Annotated in this window: 22 protein-coding genes; 8 read left to right on the top strand and 14 right to left on the bottom strand. The window is 30.6% G+C overall.

The window, feature by feature from the left end; translation table 11 throughout:
* Positions 1-200 precede the first annotated feature (200 nt).
* Both AB8B90_RS08230 and AB8B90_RS08225 read right to left on the bottom strand, forming a co-directional pair.
* Entirely contained in the window at positions 201-773 is a 573-nt protein-coding gene (locus AB8B90_RS08230) for a YceI family protein (RefSeq protein ID WP_405335549.1), read from the bottom strand.
* A complete protein-coding gene (locus tag AB8B90_RS08225) occupies positions 770-1,234 on the bottom strand; it encodes a MarR family winged helix-turn-helix transcriptional regulator (RefSeq protein ID WP_405335547.1) in 465 nt (154 codons plus the stop codon). Before AB8B90_RS08225 ends, AB8B90_RS08230 begins: the two co-directional genes overlap by 4 nt.
* Before the next feature lie 102 nt (positions 1,235-1,336).
* On the opposite strand from AB8B90_RS08225, the gene AB8B90_RS08220 reads away from it, so the two are divergent.
* The 5 genes from AB8B90_RS08220 to AB8B90_RS08200 all read left to right on the top strand — a co-directional run bounded on the left by AB8B90_RS08220 (position 1,337) and on the right by AB8B90_RS08200 (position 5,871).
* Positions 1,337-1,855 carry a TlpA family protein disulfide reductase gene (locus tag AB8B90_RS08220; protein WP_405335545.1) on the top strand — a complete coding sequence of 173 codons (519 nt, stop codon included), beginning with the start codon at positions 1,337-1,339 and terminating at the stop codon, positions 1,853-1,855.
* A gap of 8 nt (positions 1,856-1,863) precedes the next feature.
* Complete coding sequence (locus AB8B90_RS08215; protein ID WP_405335543.1) at positions 1,864-2,478, top strand: thioredoxin family protein; 615 nt, start codon at positions 1,864-1,866, stop codon at positions 2,476-2,478.
* Between the two features lie 118 nt (positions 2,479-2,596).
* A complete protein-coding gene (locus AB8B90_RS08210; RefSeq protein ID WP_405335541.1) occupies positions 2,597-2,911 on the top strand; it encodes a rhodanese-like domain-containing protein in 315 nt (104 codons plus the stop codon).
* A 12-nt stretch (positions 2,912-2,923) separates the two neighbouring features.
* The gene (locus AB8B90_RS08205) at positions 2,924-3,322 is read left to right on the top strand and encodes a rhodanese-like domain-containing protein (RefSeq protein WP_405335539.1); all 399 of its coding nucleotides are present in this window, start codon (positions 2,924-2,926) and stop codon (positions 3,320-3,322) included.
* A 146-nt stretch (positions 3,323-3,468) separates the two neighbouring features.
* Positions 3,469-5,871 carry a protein-disulfide reductase DsbD family protein gene (locus AB8B90_RS08200; RefSeq protein ID WP_405335538.1) on the top strand — a complete coding sequence of 801 codons (2,403 nt, stop codon included), beginning with the start codon at positions 3,469-3,471 and terminating at the stop codon, positions 5,869-5,871.
* 4 nt (positions 5,872-5,875) lie between these two features.
* On the opposite strand, the gene AB8B90_RS08195 is transcribed toward AB8B90_RS08200, so the two are convergent.
* Positions 5,876-6,604, bottom strand: coding sequence for a nitroreductase family protein (locus tag AB8B90_RS08195; RefSeq protein WP_405335536.1), 729 nt, complete (start codon positions 6,602-6,604; stop codon positions 5,876-5,878).
* A gap of 89 nt (positions 6,605-6,693) precedes the next feature.
* On the opposite strand from AB8B90_RS08195, the gene AB8B90_RS08190 reads away from it, so the two are divergent.
* On the top strand, positions 6,694-9,009 hold the full coding sequence (locus tag AB8B90_RS08190) for a transglycosylase domain-containing protein (protein WP_405335534.1): 2,316 nt from the start codon (positions 6,694-6,696) through the stop codon (positions 9,007-9,009).
* Positions 9,010-9,012: 3 nt separating this feature from the next.
* On the opposite strand, the gene AB8B90_RS08185 is transcribed toward AB8B90_RS08190, so the two are convergent.
* Genes AB8B90_RS08185 through ribA form a run of 11 tightly spaced genes read right to left on the bottom strand, consistent with a single transcriptional unit; the run spans position 9,013 to position 18,712 of the window.
* Positions 9,013-10,434, bottom strand: coding sequence for an oligosaccharide flippase family protein (locus tag AB8B90_RS08185; RefSeq protein ID WP_405335532.1), 1,422 nt, complete (start codon positions 10,432-10,434; stop codon positions 9,013-9,015).
* Positions 10,435-10,437: 3 nt separating this feature from the next.
* Entirely contained in the window at positions 10,438-12,141 is a 1,704-nt protein-coding gene (locus AB8B90_RS08180) for a hypothetical protein (protein ID WP_405335530.1), read from the bottom strand.
* Complete coding sequence (locus AB8B90_RS08175) at positions 12,138-12,905, bottom strand: SAM-dependent methyltransferase (protein ID WP_405335528.1); 768 nt, start codon at positions 12,903-12,905, stop codon at positions 12,138-12,140. Before AB8B90_RS08175 ends, AB8B90_RS08180 begins: the two co-directional genes overlap by 4 nt.
* Complete coding sequence (locus AB8B90_RS08170; protein WP_405335526.1) at positions 12,898-13,605, bottom strand: class I SAM-dependent methyltransferase; 708 nt, start codon at positions 13,603-13,605, stop codon at positions 12,898-12,900. Before AB8B90_RS08170 ends, AB8B90_RS08175 begins: the two co-directional genes overlap by 8 nt.
* Positions 13,602-14,222 (bottom strand): methyltransferase family protein, encoded by a 621-nt coding sequence (locus AB8B90_RS08165; protein ID WP_405335524.1) that lies wholly within the window; start codon positions 14,220-14,222, stop codon positions 13,602-13,604. Before AB8B90_RS08165 ends, AB8B90_RS08170 begins: the two co-directional genes overlap by 4 nt.
* Positions 14,216-15,157 carry a glycosyltransferase gene (locus tag AB8B90_RS08160; protein ID WP_405335522.1) on the bottom strand — a complete coding sequence of 314 codons (942 nt, stop codon included), beginning with the start codon at positions 15,155-15,157 and terminating at the stop codon, positions 14,216-14,218. Before AB8B90_RS08160 ends, AB8B90_RS08165 begins: the two co-directional genes overlap by 7 nt.
* Before the next feature lie 10 nt (positions 15,158-15,167).
* The gene (locus AB8B90_RS08155; RefSeq protein WP_405335520.1) at positions 15,168-15,848 is read right to left on the bottom strand and encodes a CDP-alcohol phosphatidyltransferase family protein; all 681 of its coding nucleotides are present in this window, start codon (positions 15,846-15,848) and stop codon (positions 15,168-15,170) included.
* A 3-nt stretch (positions 15,849-15,851) separates the two neighbouring features.
* Positions 15,852-16,226, bottom strand: a complete 375-nt coding sequence (locus tag AB8B90_RS08150) for a 6-pyruvoyl trahydropterin synthase family protein (protein ID WP_405335518.1) — start codon at positions 16,224-16,226, stop codon at positions 15,852-15,854.
* Between the two features lie 4 nt (positions 16,227-16,230).
* The gene (locus AB8B90_RS08145; protein ID WP_405335517.1) at positions 16,231-17,166 is read right to left on the bottom strand and encodes a hypothetical protein; all 936 of its coding nucleotides are present in this window, start codon (positions 17,164-17,166) and stop codon (positions 16,231-16,233) included.
* Positions 17,163-18,113, bottom strand: coding sequence for a RibD family protein (locus tag AB8B90_RS08140; protein WP_405335515.1), 951 nt, complete (start codon positions 18,111-18,113; stop codon positions 17,163-17,165). Before AB8B90_RS08140 ends, AB8B90_RS08145 begins: the two co-directional genes overlap by 4 nt.
* Positions 18,110-18,712, bottom strand: coding sequence for a GTP cyclohydrolase II (gene ribA, locus AB8B90_RS08135; RefSeq protein WP_405335513.1), 603 nt, complete (start codon positions 18,710-18,712; stop codon positions 18,110-18,112). The genes AB8B90_RS08140 and ribA overlap by 4 nt, the downstream gene beginning before the upstream one ends.
* A gap of 410 nt (positions 18,713-19,122) precedes the next feature.
* Between ribA and AB8B90_RS08130 the strand changes: the two genes are divergently transcribed.
* The gene (locus tag AB8B90_RS08130; RefSeq protein ID WP_405335511.1) at positions 19,123-19,890 is read left to right on the top strand and encodes a hypothetical protein; all 768 of its coding nucleotides are present in this window, start codon (positions 19,123-19,125) and stop codon (positions 19,888-19,890) included.
* Positions 19,891-20,052: 162 nt separating this feature from the next.
* Positions 20,053-20,405 (top strand): cyclic nucleotide-binding/CBS domain-containing protein (locus AB8B90_RS08125; RefSeq protein ID WP_405335509.1); only part of this gene is annotated, 353 nt, incomplete at its 3' end.

Below are 20,405 nucleotides of genomic sequence, written 5' to 3'. Positions count from 1 at the left end.
TATTTAAATATACGATAGTGCTACTTCACGAAGTTTGAGTTTCGAAAGTTCCACCACCAAGTATTATTTAAATTTTTATTCATTATTAATCTAAAGCTCAAATATAGAAATCAATTTTTACATTTCAAACTAAATAAAAAAAGATTCCCAAATTCATGGGAATCTTAAATTCTAAATGCGCTATTAATCAACTTATAGGTTTAAAACTTTAAAGTTACATTTAGATCAAAATTGTCGTAGATGGCTTTATCTTTTAAATTATCAAAGAAACTAGCTGAACCATATCTAATATCATATTCTGTTCTATCAATTTGAAATTTTGCTGTTGCAGTATTGTCTTTAATCATCATTTGAAAAGTTGCTTGTTTAGTGGTGCCTTTGATTGTCAAGTCACCAAACACTCTGTATTTCCCTTTGTCACCAGTTACGCTATTGATTTTGAATACTGCTGTTTTATGGTTGTTAACACCAAAAAAGTCATCAGATTTTAAGTGAGCTTCTAGTTTTTCTTTTCCGTTTTTATAGTCTAAATCTGTTACGTTAATAGTTGTCATATCTATTGTGAAACTTCCTCCTGAAAGCTTATCGCCTTCAAATGTAAGGGAGCCTTGAGATAAGTTGATGGTTCCTTCATGTGATCCTGTAACTTTATGGCCTTTCCAACTAACAGTACTGTCTTTAATATTGATGTTTTTTTTTGATACTGAAGTAAAAGAAGCAATTGTGATTGCCAAAATCATCATTAATCCTGTTTTTAAAATGTTGTTTTTCATGTTGTATTTTGTTTGAGTTTTATTAATAATTTGTTTAATTGTTCTAATTCTATTTCTGATAAGTTTGAAGTAATATGTTGTTCCGTTTTATCTATTTTAGTGTCTAGTTTTTTTAATATATTTAAACCATTTGATGTAATATAGATTTCAATTTTTCGTCGGTTCTCTTTACATTGATTTCGTTTTACATACCCTTTTAAAATAAGTTTATCTACTAATCTTGTTGTATTACTCATTTTGTAAACCATACGTTCTTGAACATCTTGGAGGTTGATAGGTTGTCCTTTTTGACCCCTAAGTATTCTCAATACATTAAATTGTTCTAATGAAAGATCATGAGGTTTTAAAACACTAAGTAAATCGTTTTTTACCCAAATATTGGACATGAATATGTTAATTACAGTCTGTTTTGATAAAGGTAATTTTACATTAGTTTGTAAACGATTATTTATTTCTTTCATATACAACAATTGTATATACAAATGTATTGTTAATCTAATATGTTTTATTTAATTTTTTGTTAAAGTTTTACAATGCCACTGTAGGATTAATAACTTTAAAATATGAAGTATGTATTGTTTGTCATTTTGGTGGTTTTTTTTAGTTGCAAAGATGTTTCAGAAAAGAAGCAATTAGATGAAACTAATGGTGTTTTGGAAAAAGAATTTACGCTTGAAGTGTATGATTTTGATGGATTACAGAAGTTTTTAAGCACAACAGATGATAAAACGTATGTTGTTAATTTTTGGGCAACTTGGTGCGCACCTTGTGTAAAAGAATTGCCTTATTTTGAAAAACTTAATACTTTGTATTCTGAAGATGTTAAAGTCATTTTAGTGAGTTTAGATTTTCCGAGTAAATACGAAACAAAGTTAAAACCATATATTAAGAACAAAAATTTGCAGTCAAAGGTTGTTGCATTAAACGATGTAGATTCAAACTCTTGGATTCCGAAAGTTGATGAAAGTTGGACTGGAGCGATACCAGCAACTGTAATTTTTAATAAAAACAAACGTGAGTTCTACGAAAAATCATTTGATTATGAAGAACTTGAAATAGAAGTAAAACAATTCCTTAAATAAAAAAAACCATGAAAAACACACTTAAAACATTTATTGCATTATTCGCTATCGCCGCATTTTCTTCCTTTACGTATGTAGGAGGAAACCATGGTTATCATATTGGTGATGTAGCTACAGATTTTGAACTTGAAAATATTGATGGTAAAACAGTTTCTTTATCAGATTTTAAATCTGCCAAAGGCTTTATAGTTGTATTTACATGTAATACATGTCCCTACTCAGTAGCTTATGAAGATCGTATTGAAGCCTTAAATAAAAAATATGCAAATCAAGGATATCCAGTTGTAGCTATTATGCCTAATAACACAGATGTCAAACCAGGTGATAAAATGGAAGCAATGCAGGCTAGAGCTAAAGCAAAGGGATTTACTTTTCCTTATTTAATGGATGAAGGTCAGAAAATTTATCCGCAATATGGAGCTACAAAAACACCTCATGTATACATTCTACAGAAAACTAAAAAGGGTAACGTGGTAGAATATATTGGTGCTATTGATGATAATTATCAAGATGCTGAAGCTGTTAACAATAAATATGTTGAACAGGCTGTTGATGCTTTGTTGTCTGGTCAAGAAATTAAAGAAAAGCAAACAAGAGCAATTGGATGCTCAATAAAAGTTTAAGAAAAAAAATAAAACTTTAACAATCCGAAGTGTAACGCTTCGGATTTTTTTTTGTTTTTTTCATAAGAAAATGTTAAATTAGCATGATTTTTGATATATAACATTTTATAAAATTAATATGGCAGATTTAACACAACAAGAGTGGATTTCTCAATTAAAGTCAGATAATAAAGCTGTGGTTTTAGACGTTAGAACACCAGAAGAAGTAGCTGAAGGCATTATTCCAAATGCCATACACATTGATATTTTTAAAGGTCAAGGGTTTATTGATGAGGTGGAAACCTTAGATAAAACTAAAACTTACTTTGTGTATTGTAAAGCAGGAGCACGAAGTGGACAAGCATGTGCTGTGATGAATCAACTCGGATTTAAAAAAACATTCAACCTATTAGGAGGCTTTAGTCAATGGCAAGGCGAAGTATCCTCATTATAAATCAATCAAAAAATGAAAAAAATCACAATCGTATTTGGTCTTCTCTTTGCAATTTTTCTATTTAGTTGCGAACAAGACACCCAATCAGAGATTAAAGTCATATCTCCTGAAGAAATGCAAACGCTTTTAGAGTTAGACGATGTTCAAATTGTAGATGTTAGAACTCCAGAAGAATATAGAAATGGATTTATTGATAACTCTCAAAACATCGATTTTAAGTCCCCTACTTTTGATGAAGATATTACAAGATTGGACAAGACTAAACCAGTTGTTTTATATTGTAAGTCAGGAGGTCGTAGTGCTAAATGTTCTAAAAAACTCAAAGACGCTGGATTTGTCAAAATCTATGATTTAAATGGAGGTATCACACAATGGAAATTTAAAGGACTTGAACTAAAAACGTTCGAATAATACTTTATTTTATAAAAAGATCTAAGCCGAACCTAGTGTTCGGTTTTTTTTATTTCTAATTGATATTTGTGAATCAACAGCTAATAGACACTAATTATCGCTTCATTTTTGTTAAATTAGCTCCTTTCAAAACCTTATTATTTCTAATGAAAAATTTCATAATAGCGATTTGTAGTGTTGTAATGTTTTCTATTACAGCTAATGCACAAGTGTTTGAGCCCGTTAAATGGGAAACTTCAGTCGAGAAAATTTCTAATACTGAATATAATTTAATTTCAACAGCGACTATTGATGCTGGTTGGCATTTGTATTCTCAAAATGTACCAGAAGATGGACCAATTCCTACAACTTTTTCGTACAAAATGACTTCAGATTATGAAATTATTGATAAAACTCAAGAGGAGGAAGGTCATACAGTTGATGATCCTATTTTTGAAATGAAAATTAAATTTTTTGAAGATAAAGCTGAATTCAAACAACGAATAAAAGTGCTTAACCAAGAATTATCTCTAGTTGAAGGGGAAGTAGAATTTATGGTTTGTGATGATGAAAAATGTTTGCCTCCCAATTATATTGACCTTAAATTTAATTTAGACGAAGCAAAAAAGATAGATTCAGTTGAAACACAATCAAGTCTATTTCAAGCTGAAACTTCAGATGATACGTCGCAAATATTAGAACCAGTAAAATGGGAAAGCGCTGTTGAAAAGCTGTCAGACACAGAATTTATTCTTGTATCTAAAGCTAGAATAGATAAAGGATGGAAATTGTACTCGCAAAAAGTTCCTGAAGATGGACCAATTCCTACTGAATTTATATATGATTTACCTGAAGGTATTCAATTGATTAATAATACTGCAGAAGACAAAGGAAAAGAAATTCATGATAAGGTGTTTGACATGAAGATCAAATTCTTCAAAAATAAAGCTGAATTCAGACAGCAAATTAAACTTTCAAATACTGGTATTAAGTCTGTGAGCGGAGAAGTTGGTTTTATGGCTTGTGATGATGAAAAATGTTTAACACCAAGTTATGTTGATTTAAATTTTGATTTGACAAACACAACTAAAGCTAAATCAGCCGTGTCAAGCGATTCATCTGAAGAAGGTTCAACACGTGGATTATGGTCTATTTTTTTAGTGGCTTTCTTATCTGGTTTTGTGGCTTTGTTGACACCTTGTGTGTTTCCAATGATTCCTATGACTGTAAGTTTCTTTATTAAACAAAGTCAATCTAAAGCAAAAGGAATTCGTAATGCTATTATTTATGGATTATCAATCATAATTATTTATGTTTTATTAGGAACAATTATTACTGCCATTTTTGGTGCTGATGCCTTAAATGCTCTAGCTACTAATGTATGGTTTAACTTAATTTTCTTCTTATTATTAGTCATTTTTGCTATTTCTTTTTTAGGTGCTTTTGAAATTGTTTTACCAAATTCTTGGGCTAACAAAGCCGATAGACAAGCTGATCGTGGAGGATTAGTTGGTATCTTTTTTATGGCGCTTGCCTTAGCAATTGTTTCATTTTCATGTACTGGTCCTATAGTAGGTACCATTCTAGTTGAAGCAGCATCTAAAGGTGGAATTGCTCCAGTAATTGGTATGCTTGGATTCTCTTCAGCAATTGCTTTACCATTTGCATTATTTGCTGCATTTCCTGGTTGGTTAAATTCACTACCAAAATCTGGTGGATGGCTAAATACAGTTAAAGTTGTTTTAGGATTTCTTGAGTTAGCTCTCGCTTTCAAATTTTTATCTCAAGCTGATTTAGTATTACAATTGCATTTCTTAGAACGTGAAGTGTTTATTGCAATTTGGATTGCTATTTTCGGAGCTTTATCCTTGTATCTTCTTGGGAAAATTCAGTTACCACATGATTCACCATTGAAACATATCTCAGTGGGACGATTACTTTTAGGATTATTGACATTATCATTTACAGTGTATATGATTCCTGGACTTTGGGGAGCACCTTTAAATTTAATTAGTGCTTTTCCTCCTCCTTTAGATTACAGTGAATCTCCATATGGTGTTGGTAATTCAAAAGGTGGAGGGTCTAGCTCTGTAGATCATTCAGATTTACCAGATGGTGGACACTTATTAGCACCACACGATATTTTAGCTTTCAATGATTATGATAAAGGCTTAGCTTATGCCAAACAAGTTGGTAAGCCTGTTATGATTGATTTTACAGGATGGGCTTGCGTTAACTGTAGAAAGATGGAACAAAATGTTTGGGTAAAAGACAAGGTTTTGAATGCACTCAAAAATGATATTGTACTGATTTCCTTATATGTTGACGATAAACGAAAACTTTCTGAAGAAGCGATTACGGATTCAAAATTGAAACCAGGTAAAAAGCTTAAGTATATTGGTCAAAAATGGAGTGAATTACAAACCATTAAATATAAAACAAATACGCAACCTTTTTATGTTTTAATGGATCACAATGAAGAGAATTTGATAAAGCCAGTTGGTTATACTCCTGATGCTAATGAATACTATGATTGGTTAAAAAATGGAATTGGAAATTTTGAAAAATAAATAATTATCTCTCAAAATAGACATTTTCAAAAGGCACACGAAAACGAGGACCATAAATACCTTTGTCATCTCGTATTCCGCAGCCAATAATCATATTGATTTCTGCACCTCTTGGTAGCTTTAAAATCTGTTTAACTCTAAGTGTGTCACTGCCTTCCATCGGACATGTATCATAACCAATTGCTGCCATGCTTATCATAAAATTTTGTGCGGCTAATCCAGCACTTTTATGTGCAACAATGCGCATATCACTTAGTCTAGTTTGTCTATATATTGGTCTGAATAATCCAATAATTTGAAATATCCAATACTTAACGAATCCTAGTAAGCCAAAGACATCAGAGTAGATGGTTGGAATCAATTTTTTGTAATAATCTGTAGCTTGTTTTTTTCTTTTTTGTAGTCTTGGTTCTAAATCAGGTTTGTCAAAGGCTTTATCTAAAAATTCAATATTGGCTTGAGCACGTTTTCTCCATAAATCTTTTCGAGTTACCACCACTACCATCTGTTGCGCAGTTTTAGCTGCATTTTGATTAAAACATGCTACAGATAGTTTTTCTAAAATATCACTTGAAGTTACGTGATAAAACTCCCAAAGTTGAAGATTACTGCTCGTTGGTGCTAAAGATGCATTTATTAGACACCGTTTTACCTTTTCATTATCAATGGGCTCATCTTTATAAATTCGAGTAGAACGTCTATAGTTTATAGCTTCTGATGCTGTTTTTTTCATAGTGGAAAATTACACAATTTAATATTATCATACCTAAAACATCGAATAAGGTTTTTCGTACGTATATAAAACGTATCTAAATTTAAAATATGAGTATTAAGTCAAAAAGAACTTGGTTGAGATTGCTATTTAAACTGTGCCTAAGTGGTGTGGTTTTAATATTTTGTTTTTGGTGTTCAGTATATTTTGGGTTTTGGGGAAAGTTACCTACAAAAGAAGATATTTCCAACATTAAACAAGCTGAAGCAAGTTTGTTATTAGATACTAATCAAGAGCTTTTAGGGAAGTATTTTATTTTCGACAGACAAATAGTAAACTATGATATACTTCCAAAACATATGATCAATGCGTTAGTCGCAACAGAGGATGTGAGGTTTTATGAGCATAGTGGTGTTGACTATAAGAGTTTGTTTCGTGTGCTTTTTAAATCAATTTTATTACAGAATAATTCCTCTGGAGGCGGAAGTACAATTAGTCAACAACTCGCGAAAAATATCTACGGAAGAGCACGTCATGGTTGGTTTTCAATGCCAGTCAATAAGACAAAGGAAATGATTCTTGCTAAGCGTTTTGAAGAACTGTATTCAAAGGAAGACATCATTGCTATGTATTTAAATACAGTGCCATTTAGTGAGAATGTTTTCGGAATAGAAAGTGCTTCACAGCGATTTTTTAGTAAATCAGCTGAAGACCTTAGTTTGTCAGAATCTGCGACATTGATAGGAACTTTAAAAGCACCACATAGTTACAATCCGAGATTGTTTCCAGAACGTAGTCAGTTTAGACGTGATGTCGTTTTACAGCAAATGGAAAAATATAATTACATCACAACTGATTTAAGAACTGAAACCAGTGAACAACCTCTAATCGTAAATTATAGGAAGTTCAATCATAATGTAGGAACAGCATCCTATTTCAGAGAACAGGTAAGACAAGACTTAAAAATCATTTTAGATAGCTTGGCTTTAGCCAATGACAAAACCTACAATTTATATAAAGATGGACTTAAAATCCACACCACTTTAGATATTGATATGCAGCGTTATGCTGAAAAAGCGATGCAAAAGCATATGGCATCGTTGCAAAGTCAATTTGAAAATTCTTATGGTAAAAATGCGCCTTGGCTTTCTAACAAAAAATTAATTGAGAAGCGAATTAAAGATTTAGCAATTTATAAGCGACTAAAACAAAAGAAATGGAGTGAAAAAGCGATACTAGATTCATTGAATATAAAAACAAAAATGAGCTTATTTTCATGGGAAGGAGATCTGTTAATAGATGCTTCAGTTGTTGATAGTTTACAACACATGATGAAGTTTTTGAATTCTGGATTTGTTGCTGTAAGCCCTAATAATGGTGCAATTAAAGCTTATGTAGGTGGCATTAATTTCGAACGTTTTAAATTTGATCATGTATCTGATTCTAAACGACAAGTAGGTTCAACATTCAAGCCTATAGTGTATACTACTGCATTAGAAAAAGGTATGGATGCTTGTACTTATTATCCAATAAAAGAAGTCACTTATACGAACCAAAAAGGTTGGACACCAACAAATGGAGGTAAAGAAGAAGTTGATAGACATCTAAATTATTCGTTTCAAAAAGCACTGAGTGAATCTGTAAATACGATAGCAGTAAAAGTTCTTGAAGACGTTGGTATTGATGCTGTTATTGAGCAAGCTCAGCGTATGGGAATTCAATCAAAATTACCAAAAGTACCATCGTTAGCTTTAGGAACAGCAGAATTGTCAATGTTAGAATTAGCTGAAGCTTATACATCATTTGCAAATGAAGGTCACGTTTCAAAACCATTTTATATTACTAAAATTGAAGACAAATTAGGAAATGTTATTTATGAGCAATCAGATAGATATATAGGAACTGAAGCCTTTTCTGAAGCGACTAGACAATCTATGATTGAGATGATGAAAGCAACCATCAATTCTGGTTCTGCGAAACGCATACGAAGTACTTATGGATTAAAAAATGATTTAGCTGGAAAAACAGGAACTACTCAAAACAATAAAGACGGTTGGTTTGTGGGATTAAGTCCAAATTTAGTGATGCTGTCTTGGGTAGGGAATGACGATCATCGCATTGGCTTTAGTAATACAACAATTGGTCAAGGTGCAAACTCTGCACTACCAATAGTCGCTTTGTTTCTTAAAGAATTGAACACAGATTCTAAATTTAATACAATAACAAAAGCTAAGTTTGAAACACCTTCCGATGATGTAATAGCTGCTTTAGATTGTGAACCAGAACAACGCGACGGGTTTCTTAAACGACTATTTTCGAAAGATAAAAAAGAACGTGAGTTTGATTCTGATTCAAATGATAAGAAGAAAAAGAAAAAAGGAATTTTTTCATTCTTGAAGAAGAGTAAAAAGAAAACGAATAAATAACACTTATTCAGGCTTCACTAGTGTTTTTCCATCCTTAATATAAAATACTGCAAATAAGAAGATCGTTATTGAAACATAAATAGTAGTGAAGAAGAGTTTGTTTATAATTAATTCTTGATTGTAAATGCAATAAGTTCCAAAAATAAATAAGATAGTAAAAATGAATGTTTTTAATTTCGGAATTAAATTTACTTTTTTGAAAAGGAAAAATACATATATAACAATGTTGATGACGTATGAAATAAGCAATGCATAAAGCGCTCCATAGATCTCATATTTTGGGATGAGGTATATCATAAGTAATACCATCAATATCACTTTGACAAATGTTACTGCGGAAAGCTTTAGAGATTCTTTATAATACACCAGCATTAGTCCATAAAATCTAACAGGAATAATTAATAAGAATACAATTGAGCCAAGAAAGAAGTACTCTTGTATCACTAAATACTCAGCGTTTTTTATAATGTACTCTAAATTAAATCCTATGGTGTTTATGATCACAAGAACCATAATTCCGAAGCCACAATAGAGGTTGAAATATTTGTTTATTGTCGATTTTCCCTCATTTAAATCTCGATATAAAAAGGGCCTAATTCCATCGTCTAAAGCGTTTACCGAAATAGCAAGTATCCCGAATATTTTTATCAATAAAGTGTATAGTCCAACATCTTTTAACCCAAGGTTTAACTCAATTAAATATTTGCCTATTTGATTTTCAAAAGCAAAAAACAACAAAAAAGGAAGTAGTTTTAAACTGTAATTTAGTGACGGATAGAGCACTGATTTTTTAAACTTAAATTGAAACAAATAACTGTTTGAAAAGGAAATTAGGACGAATATTATAAAGTTTGGTATTAATGCGCCAAGAAGTAAACCAGTAGCTTTTAAATCATATTGTGTTATTAATATGATTTGAAAAAAAGCAGTCAATATAATTATACCTAGAGTATATCTAAAATAGACTTTAAGGTTAACTTCATTTTTTAAGAATATAAAGTATAAACTATTAAGCGTGTCAAAAAATACCGATAATAATGCAATAAGTCCATAATTGTAAAACGACAATTGATTAGAACTAAATAGTAATTCATAGATGGTATCACCAATAAGTAGATGTATACATACAATTAAAAAAAATGAAATCAGATGTACTGAAAACAGGTTGCTCAGATACTCCTTTAGCTTGTCTGTATTATCATAATCAAAATAAAATGTATACAATGCACTCCTAAGTCCTAAGGATCCAACTACTGCGACTATAGTAGAGTATATGATTACAATTGAAACAATGCCATAATCTTCAGGACTTAAGTAATTAAGGAATATAGGTAGAAGCAACAATGAAATCCCTGAACGTAATGCAGAAAACACACCAAAGAGTAGTGTAGATTTAAGTGGATTTTTTGTTTTAATGAAATTCATATGCTAATATAAATGAATGCCGTCCTCAAAAATAGGGAGTTCTAAATTTTTATCTACACCATAGGCATCATTTAAGGCATAAAGAAATTTTGAAAAGAAAGATTCGTGTTTTTGCGTTTGTTGGCTAGGGACTAAACCTTCAGAAAAATTAAATCTTTTAAATGCTTTTACAAAATCGTTGTTTTTAGTTATGATGTGTATTGGTGTTGCTTTATCAATTGCTGAAGGTGTTATAAATGGTGGTTGATGATCTCCAATTAACACAGTAATAGTATCATCTAACTTATTATTTAGTAAAAAATTATGGATGTAATCTATTTGATAATTAATAGCAGTAAAATAATTTTTGATATTGTTTTTTTTGAGCCCATCTGTAAGAGAGAAATCAGTAGAGTTATAATCTCCCCAATGATTTAAAGGTGCAATAGGTGAAATATAATTGTAATGTGAATTTATTGTACTCACAGACAACAAGAAAGGGGATTTGTCAACAAGTGATTGATAAGCAAAGTTGAGAGTGTATTCATCTGGTATTGTAAATCTGTCCCCAAATATTGGAACCGTCTTACCTTTATAGTTGAAATCATTATAAAGCATTAATTTTTCAAAAGGATAAGCGTTTGTCACTTTTTGCCAGTCAACTTCATTTTGATCATAAGATAATGTCGTTGTCATAGCTGTATTATATCCATGTGTTTCAAAATACTTTGGTAAAGATTCAAGATTAGACACATAGTCTGTATGACTAAAAATAACTTCATGTGCAGCAATGTCTCTTACTTTTGTTCCAAATAAAATACTAGAGTGACTTAACCAAGACCCACCAGAGGAAACGGGAGATTCACTAAGAGTACTCGCAACATGGTAGTCATTTGTTTGTAAAGATTTATAAATGTCGTCAAGTTTCTGTCTAAATTCTCTATTGTGTTCTGGTTCAGAAAACGCAAAACTACCATAAGACTCTAAAAACATAAAAATGATATTAGGCTTTTTTTTCAGTTTGATGGTCTTAACGTAATCATATGGAAAGTCGTTTTTAAGTGTTTTTAAAGATTTTTTTAGTGTTGAACATTTCTTTAAATTAAGCTTAACATGATTTATCAAAGAAAAACTCACGCAACTGTGATACATATTATAACTCACTTTTTTAACGGCATAGAAGGATATCAAAATACTTAGAAATAAAAGTGTGATTAAAGGCCATTTTTGATTTATTTCAGCTGAAGAATTTATAAGAACATCAACCAAATGATTACTTATATAAAGAACCAAAGCAATACAAAACACCAAAGCAATAATAGCTAGTGGAATCTTTTTCTTATAGACCATAAGACCTGTTTTAGCAAAATCTACATCATTGATTAACATAGGTTCCTTTTTAAAAACCTTAATAATCGTTGAAATATAAGCGATGTATACAAATGATAGTAAAATAAGAATCATGAATATGATCTTTATATATAAAACGTATTCTATGTTTATCATTAGTAAAACAAGTGTGAGTATTTGTAATTCTAGAATTAGCCTAAAGCAATCATCTGTATATCTTTGATACAGTATTTTTTTTAGAATGAAATAAGGAGAATCCTTAAAAAATGATGTTTTTGGTTGGTCAATTTTTGAAAAAAGACCAATTAACCAATATGGAATAAATACAATAAAGTTAATTCCTAAAAAGCTTAAAATAAATATGGTCAAAGCACTCATACTTTAGATTTTTTAAATTCTAATACATAGTATTTCATGCTATTATGTTTAAATAACTTTTCTAAATATAAACCTCCTCTCATAATTGAGGCCACTTTAATTAAAGGTTTTAAAAGGGTTAAAATCAATATTCCTAGGGAAAGTGATAATTGATTTTTCGTTAAAACGAAAGAAGTAAGGTCTTTCTTTATTATGAAATCTGAAGAGAACTGGTTGCGTTTCAAAATGACTTTAAGAGCCCAATCTTTTGAGTATTTAATGATTAAAGCATTGTGATTTTCATGGACTAAAAAATCATCTACTATAATCAAAATTCCTTCTGGTTTGAGTGCGTTTTTTAGCGAATGAATAGTTTTATCAATATTTAAAGTATGCTTCACAGATTCTATTGCCATAATAAAATCATAACAGTTTGGTTCAAGATTATCAAACGATTGAAGCTTAAAATTAACCTTGTTTAAGCTAGGTTCATTTTTTGCAAATATATTGGCTTTTTCAACTTCAGCATCACTCAAACTTATACCTGTTACCTCACAATTATAGTGCTTTGCTAAATACAATGAACCATATCCGACACCACATCCTGCGTCCAAAACGTTTTTGTTTGCATCAAGTTTGTATGTGTTAGCAATCCATTCATAGATGTCAGCATAACCAAAATCGTCTGCATTTAATTTTTTATGAATCGGATAGGGTTGCGAAGCATTCTTTCCTTCCCAATTTAAAAGCTTATTGTATATATTTTGAATGGCTCTTTCAGTCATGCTTTTTTAATATGAATAAAAATTCGTTTGCTTTTTCAATAGGTTCATGAGATTTGATAACTTCCTTGTAATTTACTTTTTTTAGCCACAGATACTTACGTCTCGCTTTTTTCATGAGTGGGTATTGATCAGGATATACATCGATAACATCAAAACCAGCAGTTTTAAAAATTGATGTCCATTCTTTTAGATTTTTTGCATCTTGATGACCTTTTTCGTTTTTCATACCAAGGAAGGTCTTAAAAAATTGCCAGCTTGTTGTTTCAGAATTTCTAACTAAAAAGCAATACTTACTCTGTTTGTTTCCAACTCGGTACATTTCTTTTAATGCGTCATCAGTATTTACCATGCGTTCTAATGAACCGATGCATGTAATGAGGTCAAAAGTGTTGTCGTCAAAAGGTAAGCGTTCTGCATTGGCTACCTGAAGATTAAAATCTGGAAACCGTTCTTTGGCTTTTGAAATTGCTACATCTGAAATATCAATCCCATATGGTTCAACTTTATAATCTTGTGACGCTTCTAGTAATCTCCCTAATCCACAAGCAATATCAAGTAATTTTTGATCAGCTTTTGCCTCTAAAAGTTCTAAATAAATGTAATATGCTTTTATAGGTCTTAAATACCAAAATCCTCTTTTAGTGTAGGTATTGTTAAACCACTGTGTTATTTGTTCTTGATTATCTAATTGTTTGCTCATAAATAGCGTCTTGTTTTTTGTAGGTATTCTTTATAATCTTCACCATGTGTATTGGTTAAATAATTTTCTTCCATTATAATTTTAAAATGCATATGAATGATATAAATGAGATAACATATTAAAAATAATGTAGAAGGTTGAATTACATAAAAGCCTAAAAAGGATATATATAAGCCTAGTAAACCCGGATTTCTACTAAATTTAAATAATCCACTTGTAACAAAACCTGTAAAGGATTGTGTTTTTATTTTTTTTATACTCAATAAATATAAGTGACTGATAATTCTTCCAAAAACGACCAAACCTATTCCTATAATGTACGTTGAATATGAATTTTGTATTTGAATATCAAAGAAAAGTAAATCATATAATGCATAAGCAGGTAAAAGATGAAGGACATAAATAAATATCATAGGAACTACAAATACCAATACTTTTAATGGAAGCGACCAGTTTAAAATGCTCTTGATGTGTTCTGAAAAATAATCTGTAATCGATTGATCTGGTTTGAGTATTTTTTTTGTAGATACGATACTTGGAATACTATAGAAGTATAACTCCACAAAAAGAGATATATAAAATAAAACAATACTAGTTATGGTAACTGCTTCTAGCATATCATAGTGTTTTTTAGACATAATGAAAATTCATCAACTACTTGATTCCAATGTCTTTTTTTACGCGATTTAATATCGCAATATCTTTTGTAAGTTATAGGGTTATTAATCCATTCTTTAATGATTTCTGAAAAACTGTATTCAGAATAGTTGTCTATCCTCATATAATTTAAGTGATTATTAAAATATGTATAGTCACCTGTTTTATAAGCTATAGATGGCAAACCTAAACTTAATGCTTCAAAAATTGCCATTCCAAAAGATTCAGATTTTGAAAGACTTAAAAAGATGTCTGAGTTTATAAATCGTTTATAAATCTCATCTCTATTAAGATTATAATAAAATGAAACATTTGCATTAGTTAGATTGATAGATTTAATAATAGCATTAGCGTAAATTTTATCTAATTGATTATTTCCAATAATATCAAATTCAATATTCAAATGATTTAAACGTTCTAAAAGTTTAATAAGCATTTCAAAACCTTTGTTTTCAATAAAATTTGAAACAATCAAAATGCGCTTCGGTTTGTTATTAAATGTTGTTTTAGGTTTCCATTGTTCAGGTACTCCAGGTCTAATAATAGTGATTTTGTCTTCATGTACATTCCAAGCATTAATGAGCATTTCTTTTGAAGGTTCACCAGTGACAATAAATTTAGAATGGTTCTTATAAAAATCTAAAGCAGTTGAATTCAAAATTGGCAACTGATGTATCAATGCAATTATAGGCTTGTTTGTATCTAGATGATTTAGATTGATTTTATTCATACATAAACTATCAATGATACTCAGGTCATAGTTTTTTCTTGAAGGTGAAGTATTATAATCAATAGAAACATCTTTTCGTATTAAGCCATCAATAACTGTCTTGTTATATATGTTTCCTCCAGAAATCACATCTAGTGCTATCTTATTTATAAATTGAAGTTTCATTTAATAGATCTCATTGTTTGTGATATTGAATAATTCCAATTAAAAAAGATATTACAATAGCAAGAGAACCTAATAATAAAATTAAAAATTGTAAGGTGCCGTGAGTTATGAGTCCGATTAGAAGGACTATGAAATAACTCGCAGCTATAACTGTTGCATATGTTTTTTTTTCTTCTTTAACGTTGGGCTTCGGAAAACAAAAGGTGTACAATCTAAAAACATATCTTAATAAGCCTGGAATTAAAATCCACCACGAAATATCGCCATGTAGATAAAAAAAGAAACACATGACTAGTACAAAAAAAGCATCAACTTCCATGTCAAAATAATGACCAAAGAAAGAAGATTCATTAAAATATCGTGCAGCTCTTCCGTCAAAGAAATCTAATGCAACTGCAGCACACAGATAATAAAAAAGTACGTTTGTATCATTAAAATCTAGAAGAATAAAACTGGATACAATGATAATAATCCTTATTAATGTTATTGTATTTGCAATACCAAATAAGGGTTTTGATGTTAAAAGTTGTTTTCGGTTTATAGAAATTAAGACTATAACAGATAACGAAAACACTACTAGTAAGATATTTAATTCCTTATTAGCCAAAGCAAAAATTGATGCAATAACTAATATGAAAGCATTGTAAATGCTCCATGTTTCAATATGTTTATTTAGCAAAGAATTGCTCATAAATTAACTTCCAGAATAGCTTGCCCAAGCATCGTGTGTTTCACCAAGGCAAACACTAATTGTTCCTTCAAAAAAAGCAACAACTTGTTCTTTTATTTTATCGTGTATATATTTAGCCATGAACTCAGTAGTAGTGAGTTTGTTTATGAATTGTGGTAATTCATCTAAGTTTTTATAGTTTAAATGACTTAGTACATCGCTTGTAATATCTTTAGCTTTTCCAATATCAATAACAACATTATGCGGATCTAATTTTTCGGAAGAAAACGTAACATCTACAACATAAGTAGCACCATGCATGTGCTGTGCTGGACCAAAAAAAGGATTTGGTAGTGAATGTGCAATCATTATAGAATTTCTAACTTTTACTGTATACATATATTTAATATTTTATGAGATAAATAAGTCCATTTGGCACTTTATTGTTGCGAACTGAATTGAAGAATTCTGGTGCACCTTCAAACGGAATAATTGTCGTTATTAATTGGTCAAAGATGTTGTTTTTTAGAATGTCTACTGCTAAAACTTTTCGTTTGAAATAATCATATTCTTTTCGTTTAGAAATAGGGATTTTTGAAACCTGACTTGCGATTAAATGCAGTCTGTTCTTATGAAAATTTCCGCCTAAATCCAAAATGGTTTTTGAGTTGCCATGCCAACTTAGATCTATGATTTTTCCTTCTTCATTAGCATTATCAATACAAAATTGAAGTGCGTTTTCATTAGCTGCAGTATTAAAAGCAATATCGAAACCTGATGTTTCTGAAAACAATTCAAACCCTAACTCTTGAGCTTTTCGTTTCCGCCATTCATTGGTTTCTATAATTTTTGACTTTATATTAAAATGGTGTTTTAATGTGACTGCTAGAAGAGACCCAATATTACCAAAACCAGAAATTACAATAGTATGATCTTGATTTAGATCACTGTCCCAAATCGCATTAATCACTGTTTCCATGTTACTAATTAGTGGTATGCGTTTAAGAGGCAGTTCTTGACATGCTTTAAAAATAGAAGTCTTATCAACAATACAATTATCTTGATGTGGATGCATAAGATGAACTTTTTCTCCAGTATTTAAAATACCAGATAATGCATAACCGTATTTAATTGGCAGATCAAAGTTACCATCCATATATGGGATAGTCATGTAATCCTCAATCGCTTTAGGGACATTTTTATTAAGAATTAAAGATTCAGTACCAAGGCTAATCATAGAGTATTTGCTTTCAACCCTAATTTGATTAGATTCAATATGAGGAGACCTATTTGGTCTGATTTCAGTAAGTGATGATGTATGCCAAAGTGATTTAATCATAGCAATCCTGCTGTTACCATAAACGAATTTCCAATTGGAGTGACTTGCATGTCTTTTAACTTAAGGGTTTCATCTATCAGGTTTGCTTTAGGTAAAGTCACTGCTTTAATACCACTACCAAAAAGCATTGGTGACATATGAAATTGTATGGTATTTGCTAGTTTGGTTTCAATAAATGAGCTTAATGTTTTGCCACCACCTTCAACTAAAATCGAAGTAATATTGTCTTGCTTACATTTATGAAGCAGGTTTAACATTTTTTCTTTTTTAGATGCACCACTAAAAGCTATTATTTTGTCAAAATGATTTGTACAGTCATCATATTTATAATCTGAATCTCTAAGTAAATAGGTCTTACAGTTTTCGATTTTTTTTAGTGACGATAAATCTTCACACTTATTTGAAAGAATTAGTCTTTTGGGATTATGACCTTCAGTAAGCCTCACATTTAATGATGGCTTGTCATTTAAAACAGTTTTACTTCCAACTAAAACTGCATCTGAAAGCGCACGAAGTCTGTGCGCATGCATTAAATTTTCATCGTTGCCAATCCAGTGAGAATGCCCAGAGCTAGTAGCTAAATATCCATCCAGTGATATTGCAGAATGAATAAATACGTGTGGTATTTCTGTATTGAGATGAGGCAAAACACTTAACGGCCAATAATTTTGTAGAATGTTTAAAATGTCATTTGAAATCTTAGAATTAGTAAAGAAATCTAGTCCATCAAACGGTATACTTTTTTGTTCATGGGTAGATAATTTAGTGTTGATTTTTGTTAATTTACTTGATTTTAATAACAAGGCAATGTAGTTGTCATTGATTTCAGTTTCGTTTAATAATTCTGAAAATGATGTTCCATTAAAAGCCCAACCTAAACAATTTTCGGTAGCAGATTTGTTTTTTAAATCCAATATGTTTTGCCAAAGTATATTATTTATGTTCATAGTTTTGTTAGGAAATGACCAAAATGATCCTTTTTTGTTTTTAAATAATTATAGTTTGTCTCATTGGGTTTTAACTCAATAGGAATTCTCTCTACAACATCAATTTTTTTATCATCAAAAAAACTTAATTTATCAGGATTATTAGTAAGAAGTCGTATACGTTCTACCTTAAAATATTCTAGAATATTTACAGCATCATTGTATTGTCTTTGGTCTTCTTCAAAACCGAGAATTTTATTAGCTTCTGCTGTATTGTAACCTTCATCTTGTAAGCAATAAGCTTTTAGTTTGTTAATGATACCAATTCCTCTGCCTTCTTGTCTTAGATAAATCAAAATACCTGAATGTTCTTGAATGAATTTCAAAGACTGCTGAAGTTGCTCACCACATTCGCAGCGTTTAGAACCAAAAAGGTCTCCAGTCATACATTCTGAATGAATTCTAACAGGTAAGTCCTGGCTCCATTTTTTTCTATCGGTAAACAGGGCAATATGTGGCATTAAATCTTTAGTAGAACTTGTAAAAGTAGCGATGTCAAAGTTTCCGTAAATTGTTTCCATATTTACTTGACTTTGCAATTTTATGATTTTTCTTTTCATTTATAAATAATAGTCTTTTTTCAATGCCTTTGGTTGAAACCTAAAGCGCTTTTTTTTAGTTAAAAATACGGTATTTTTTGCATTAAGTCGTAATTCAAAATTAAGTACATGTATAAATGCTTCAATTCTTACAGGTATATCTTGATAAACGTAGATATAAAGTTTAAAGGAGTGTCATATTTCAACTTATAGTTTTTTTTAATTCTTCGATAAACATAAAGCCACTTTCGCACAGTATTTGATTGCTTTCGTCCTAAGTCGGTTGGCAATGTGTTAGTTCTATATTACATTTAGATGTCTTCAAATCTGATCTTTATCTTAAATGTAAGTAGAGACCTCATTTATTATATGCTGTTAATCATTTAAGCTCTTATAGTAAGAGCAACACTAACCAACAAAAACAATTTATTATGTTTAAAACAACTATTGCATCAATAATGATGCTTGCACTAGTATTTACATTATCTACTTCTGTAAATGCTCAAGAATCTGAAGACTATAACATGTGGCAAAGCATGATGTTTACACCAGATTACACACAATTAAAAACATTAGGCGAAAATATGCGGAAGCATAACGAAACGTATCACAAGGAAGGCCCTTACAAAGCTACGGTTTACAACATAACAACTGGTCCAAATGCAGGTAAAATGATTTGGCAAATGGGTTCTATGATGCTTAAACACAATGATGGTCGACCAGGTGCAGATGGTCATGATGCAGATTGGAGAGACAATATCATGCCATATATCAAAAAAATCCATACAATAGAGTATTGGTCGCAAGATGACAAAAAATCAAATGTTAGTATGTTAACTGGTCCAGAGGTCAAGTATCCAATATTATATATTAGATATTTTGAAGTTTCTGATGATCATGATTATACTATGGATCAGGTTTTTCAACAAGTAAGTAAAACAGTTAAATCTATGGATGGCGAAAATCCTTGGGGATTATATTATAATGCTTTTTTACAAGGTGATTTAGGTAGACACATCGCCACAGTTGGATTTATGAAAAACTGGGCGGAAATGGATGAAGATAGGAATTTTAAAGAGGCATATGAAAAGCTATATGGTGAAAATTCCTGGGATACTTTTCTTGATACATTAGATGATACATTTTCAAACAGATGGGATGAAATTTGGGTATACAATAAAAACTTAAGTGGAGATTAGTTTTAGTTTAGTTTAAAAAAAGCCACTCATATTGAGTGGCTTTTTTGTTAATATTCAATCACTTAGTATGATTTTTGTCATATCTTAAATCAATTTATAGTCTTACTTTTATAGAACAGCAATTAATTGAAATAGTATCTAATTTAACAAAAAAACTAGTCTATGAGAATACAAGTAAAAGATTTTATGTCTGCTCCAGTAACAACAGCAATTGGAGAAGATAGCGTTCAAGACATTAGAGAACTTATGAAAGACAAAGGGATTCACGCTATTCCAATTATTTCCTACACCAATGATAAATTAAAAGTTGAGGTCACTATTAAAGGTATTGTTACTGCAACAGATTTAAACAAAGTCGTGGCTGACAATACTACTATTGATGATGTGATGACATCATCAAATGTTCGAGTTGTTCATGTAGATTCTAGCGCTAAAGCAGCAGCCAAAATGATGTTAAGATACAGTGTACATCATTTAGTTGTCATGGATGAAGGCGAGATTAAGGGAATGATTAG

It is taken from the genome of Psychroserpens sp. (assembly GCF_045105015.1).
Lineage (GTDB): Bacteria > Bacteroidota > Bacteroidia > Flavobacteriales > Flavobacteriaceae > Psychroserpens.
The sequence above is the reverse complement of the archived record's forward strand: the minus strand, read 5'-3'. Positions and strand labels throughout refer to the sequence as shown.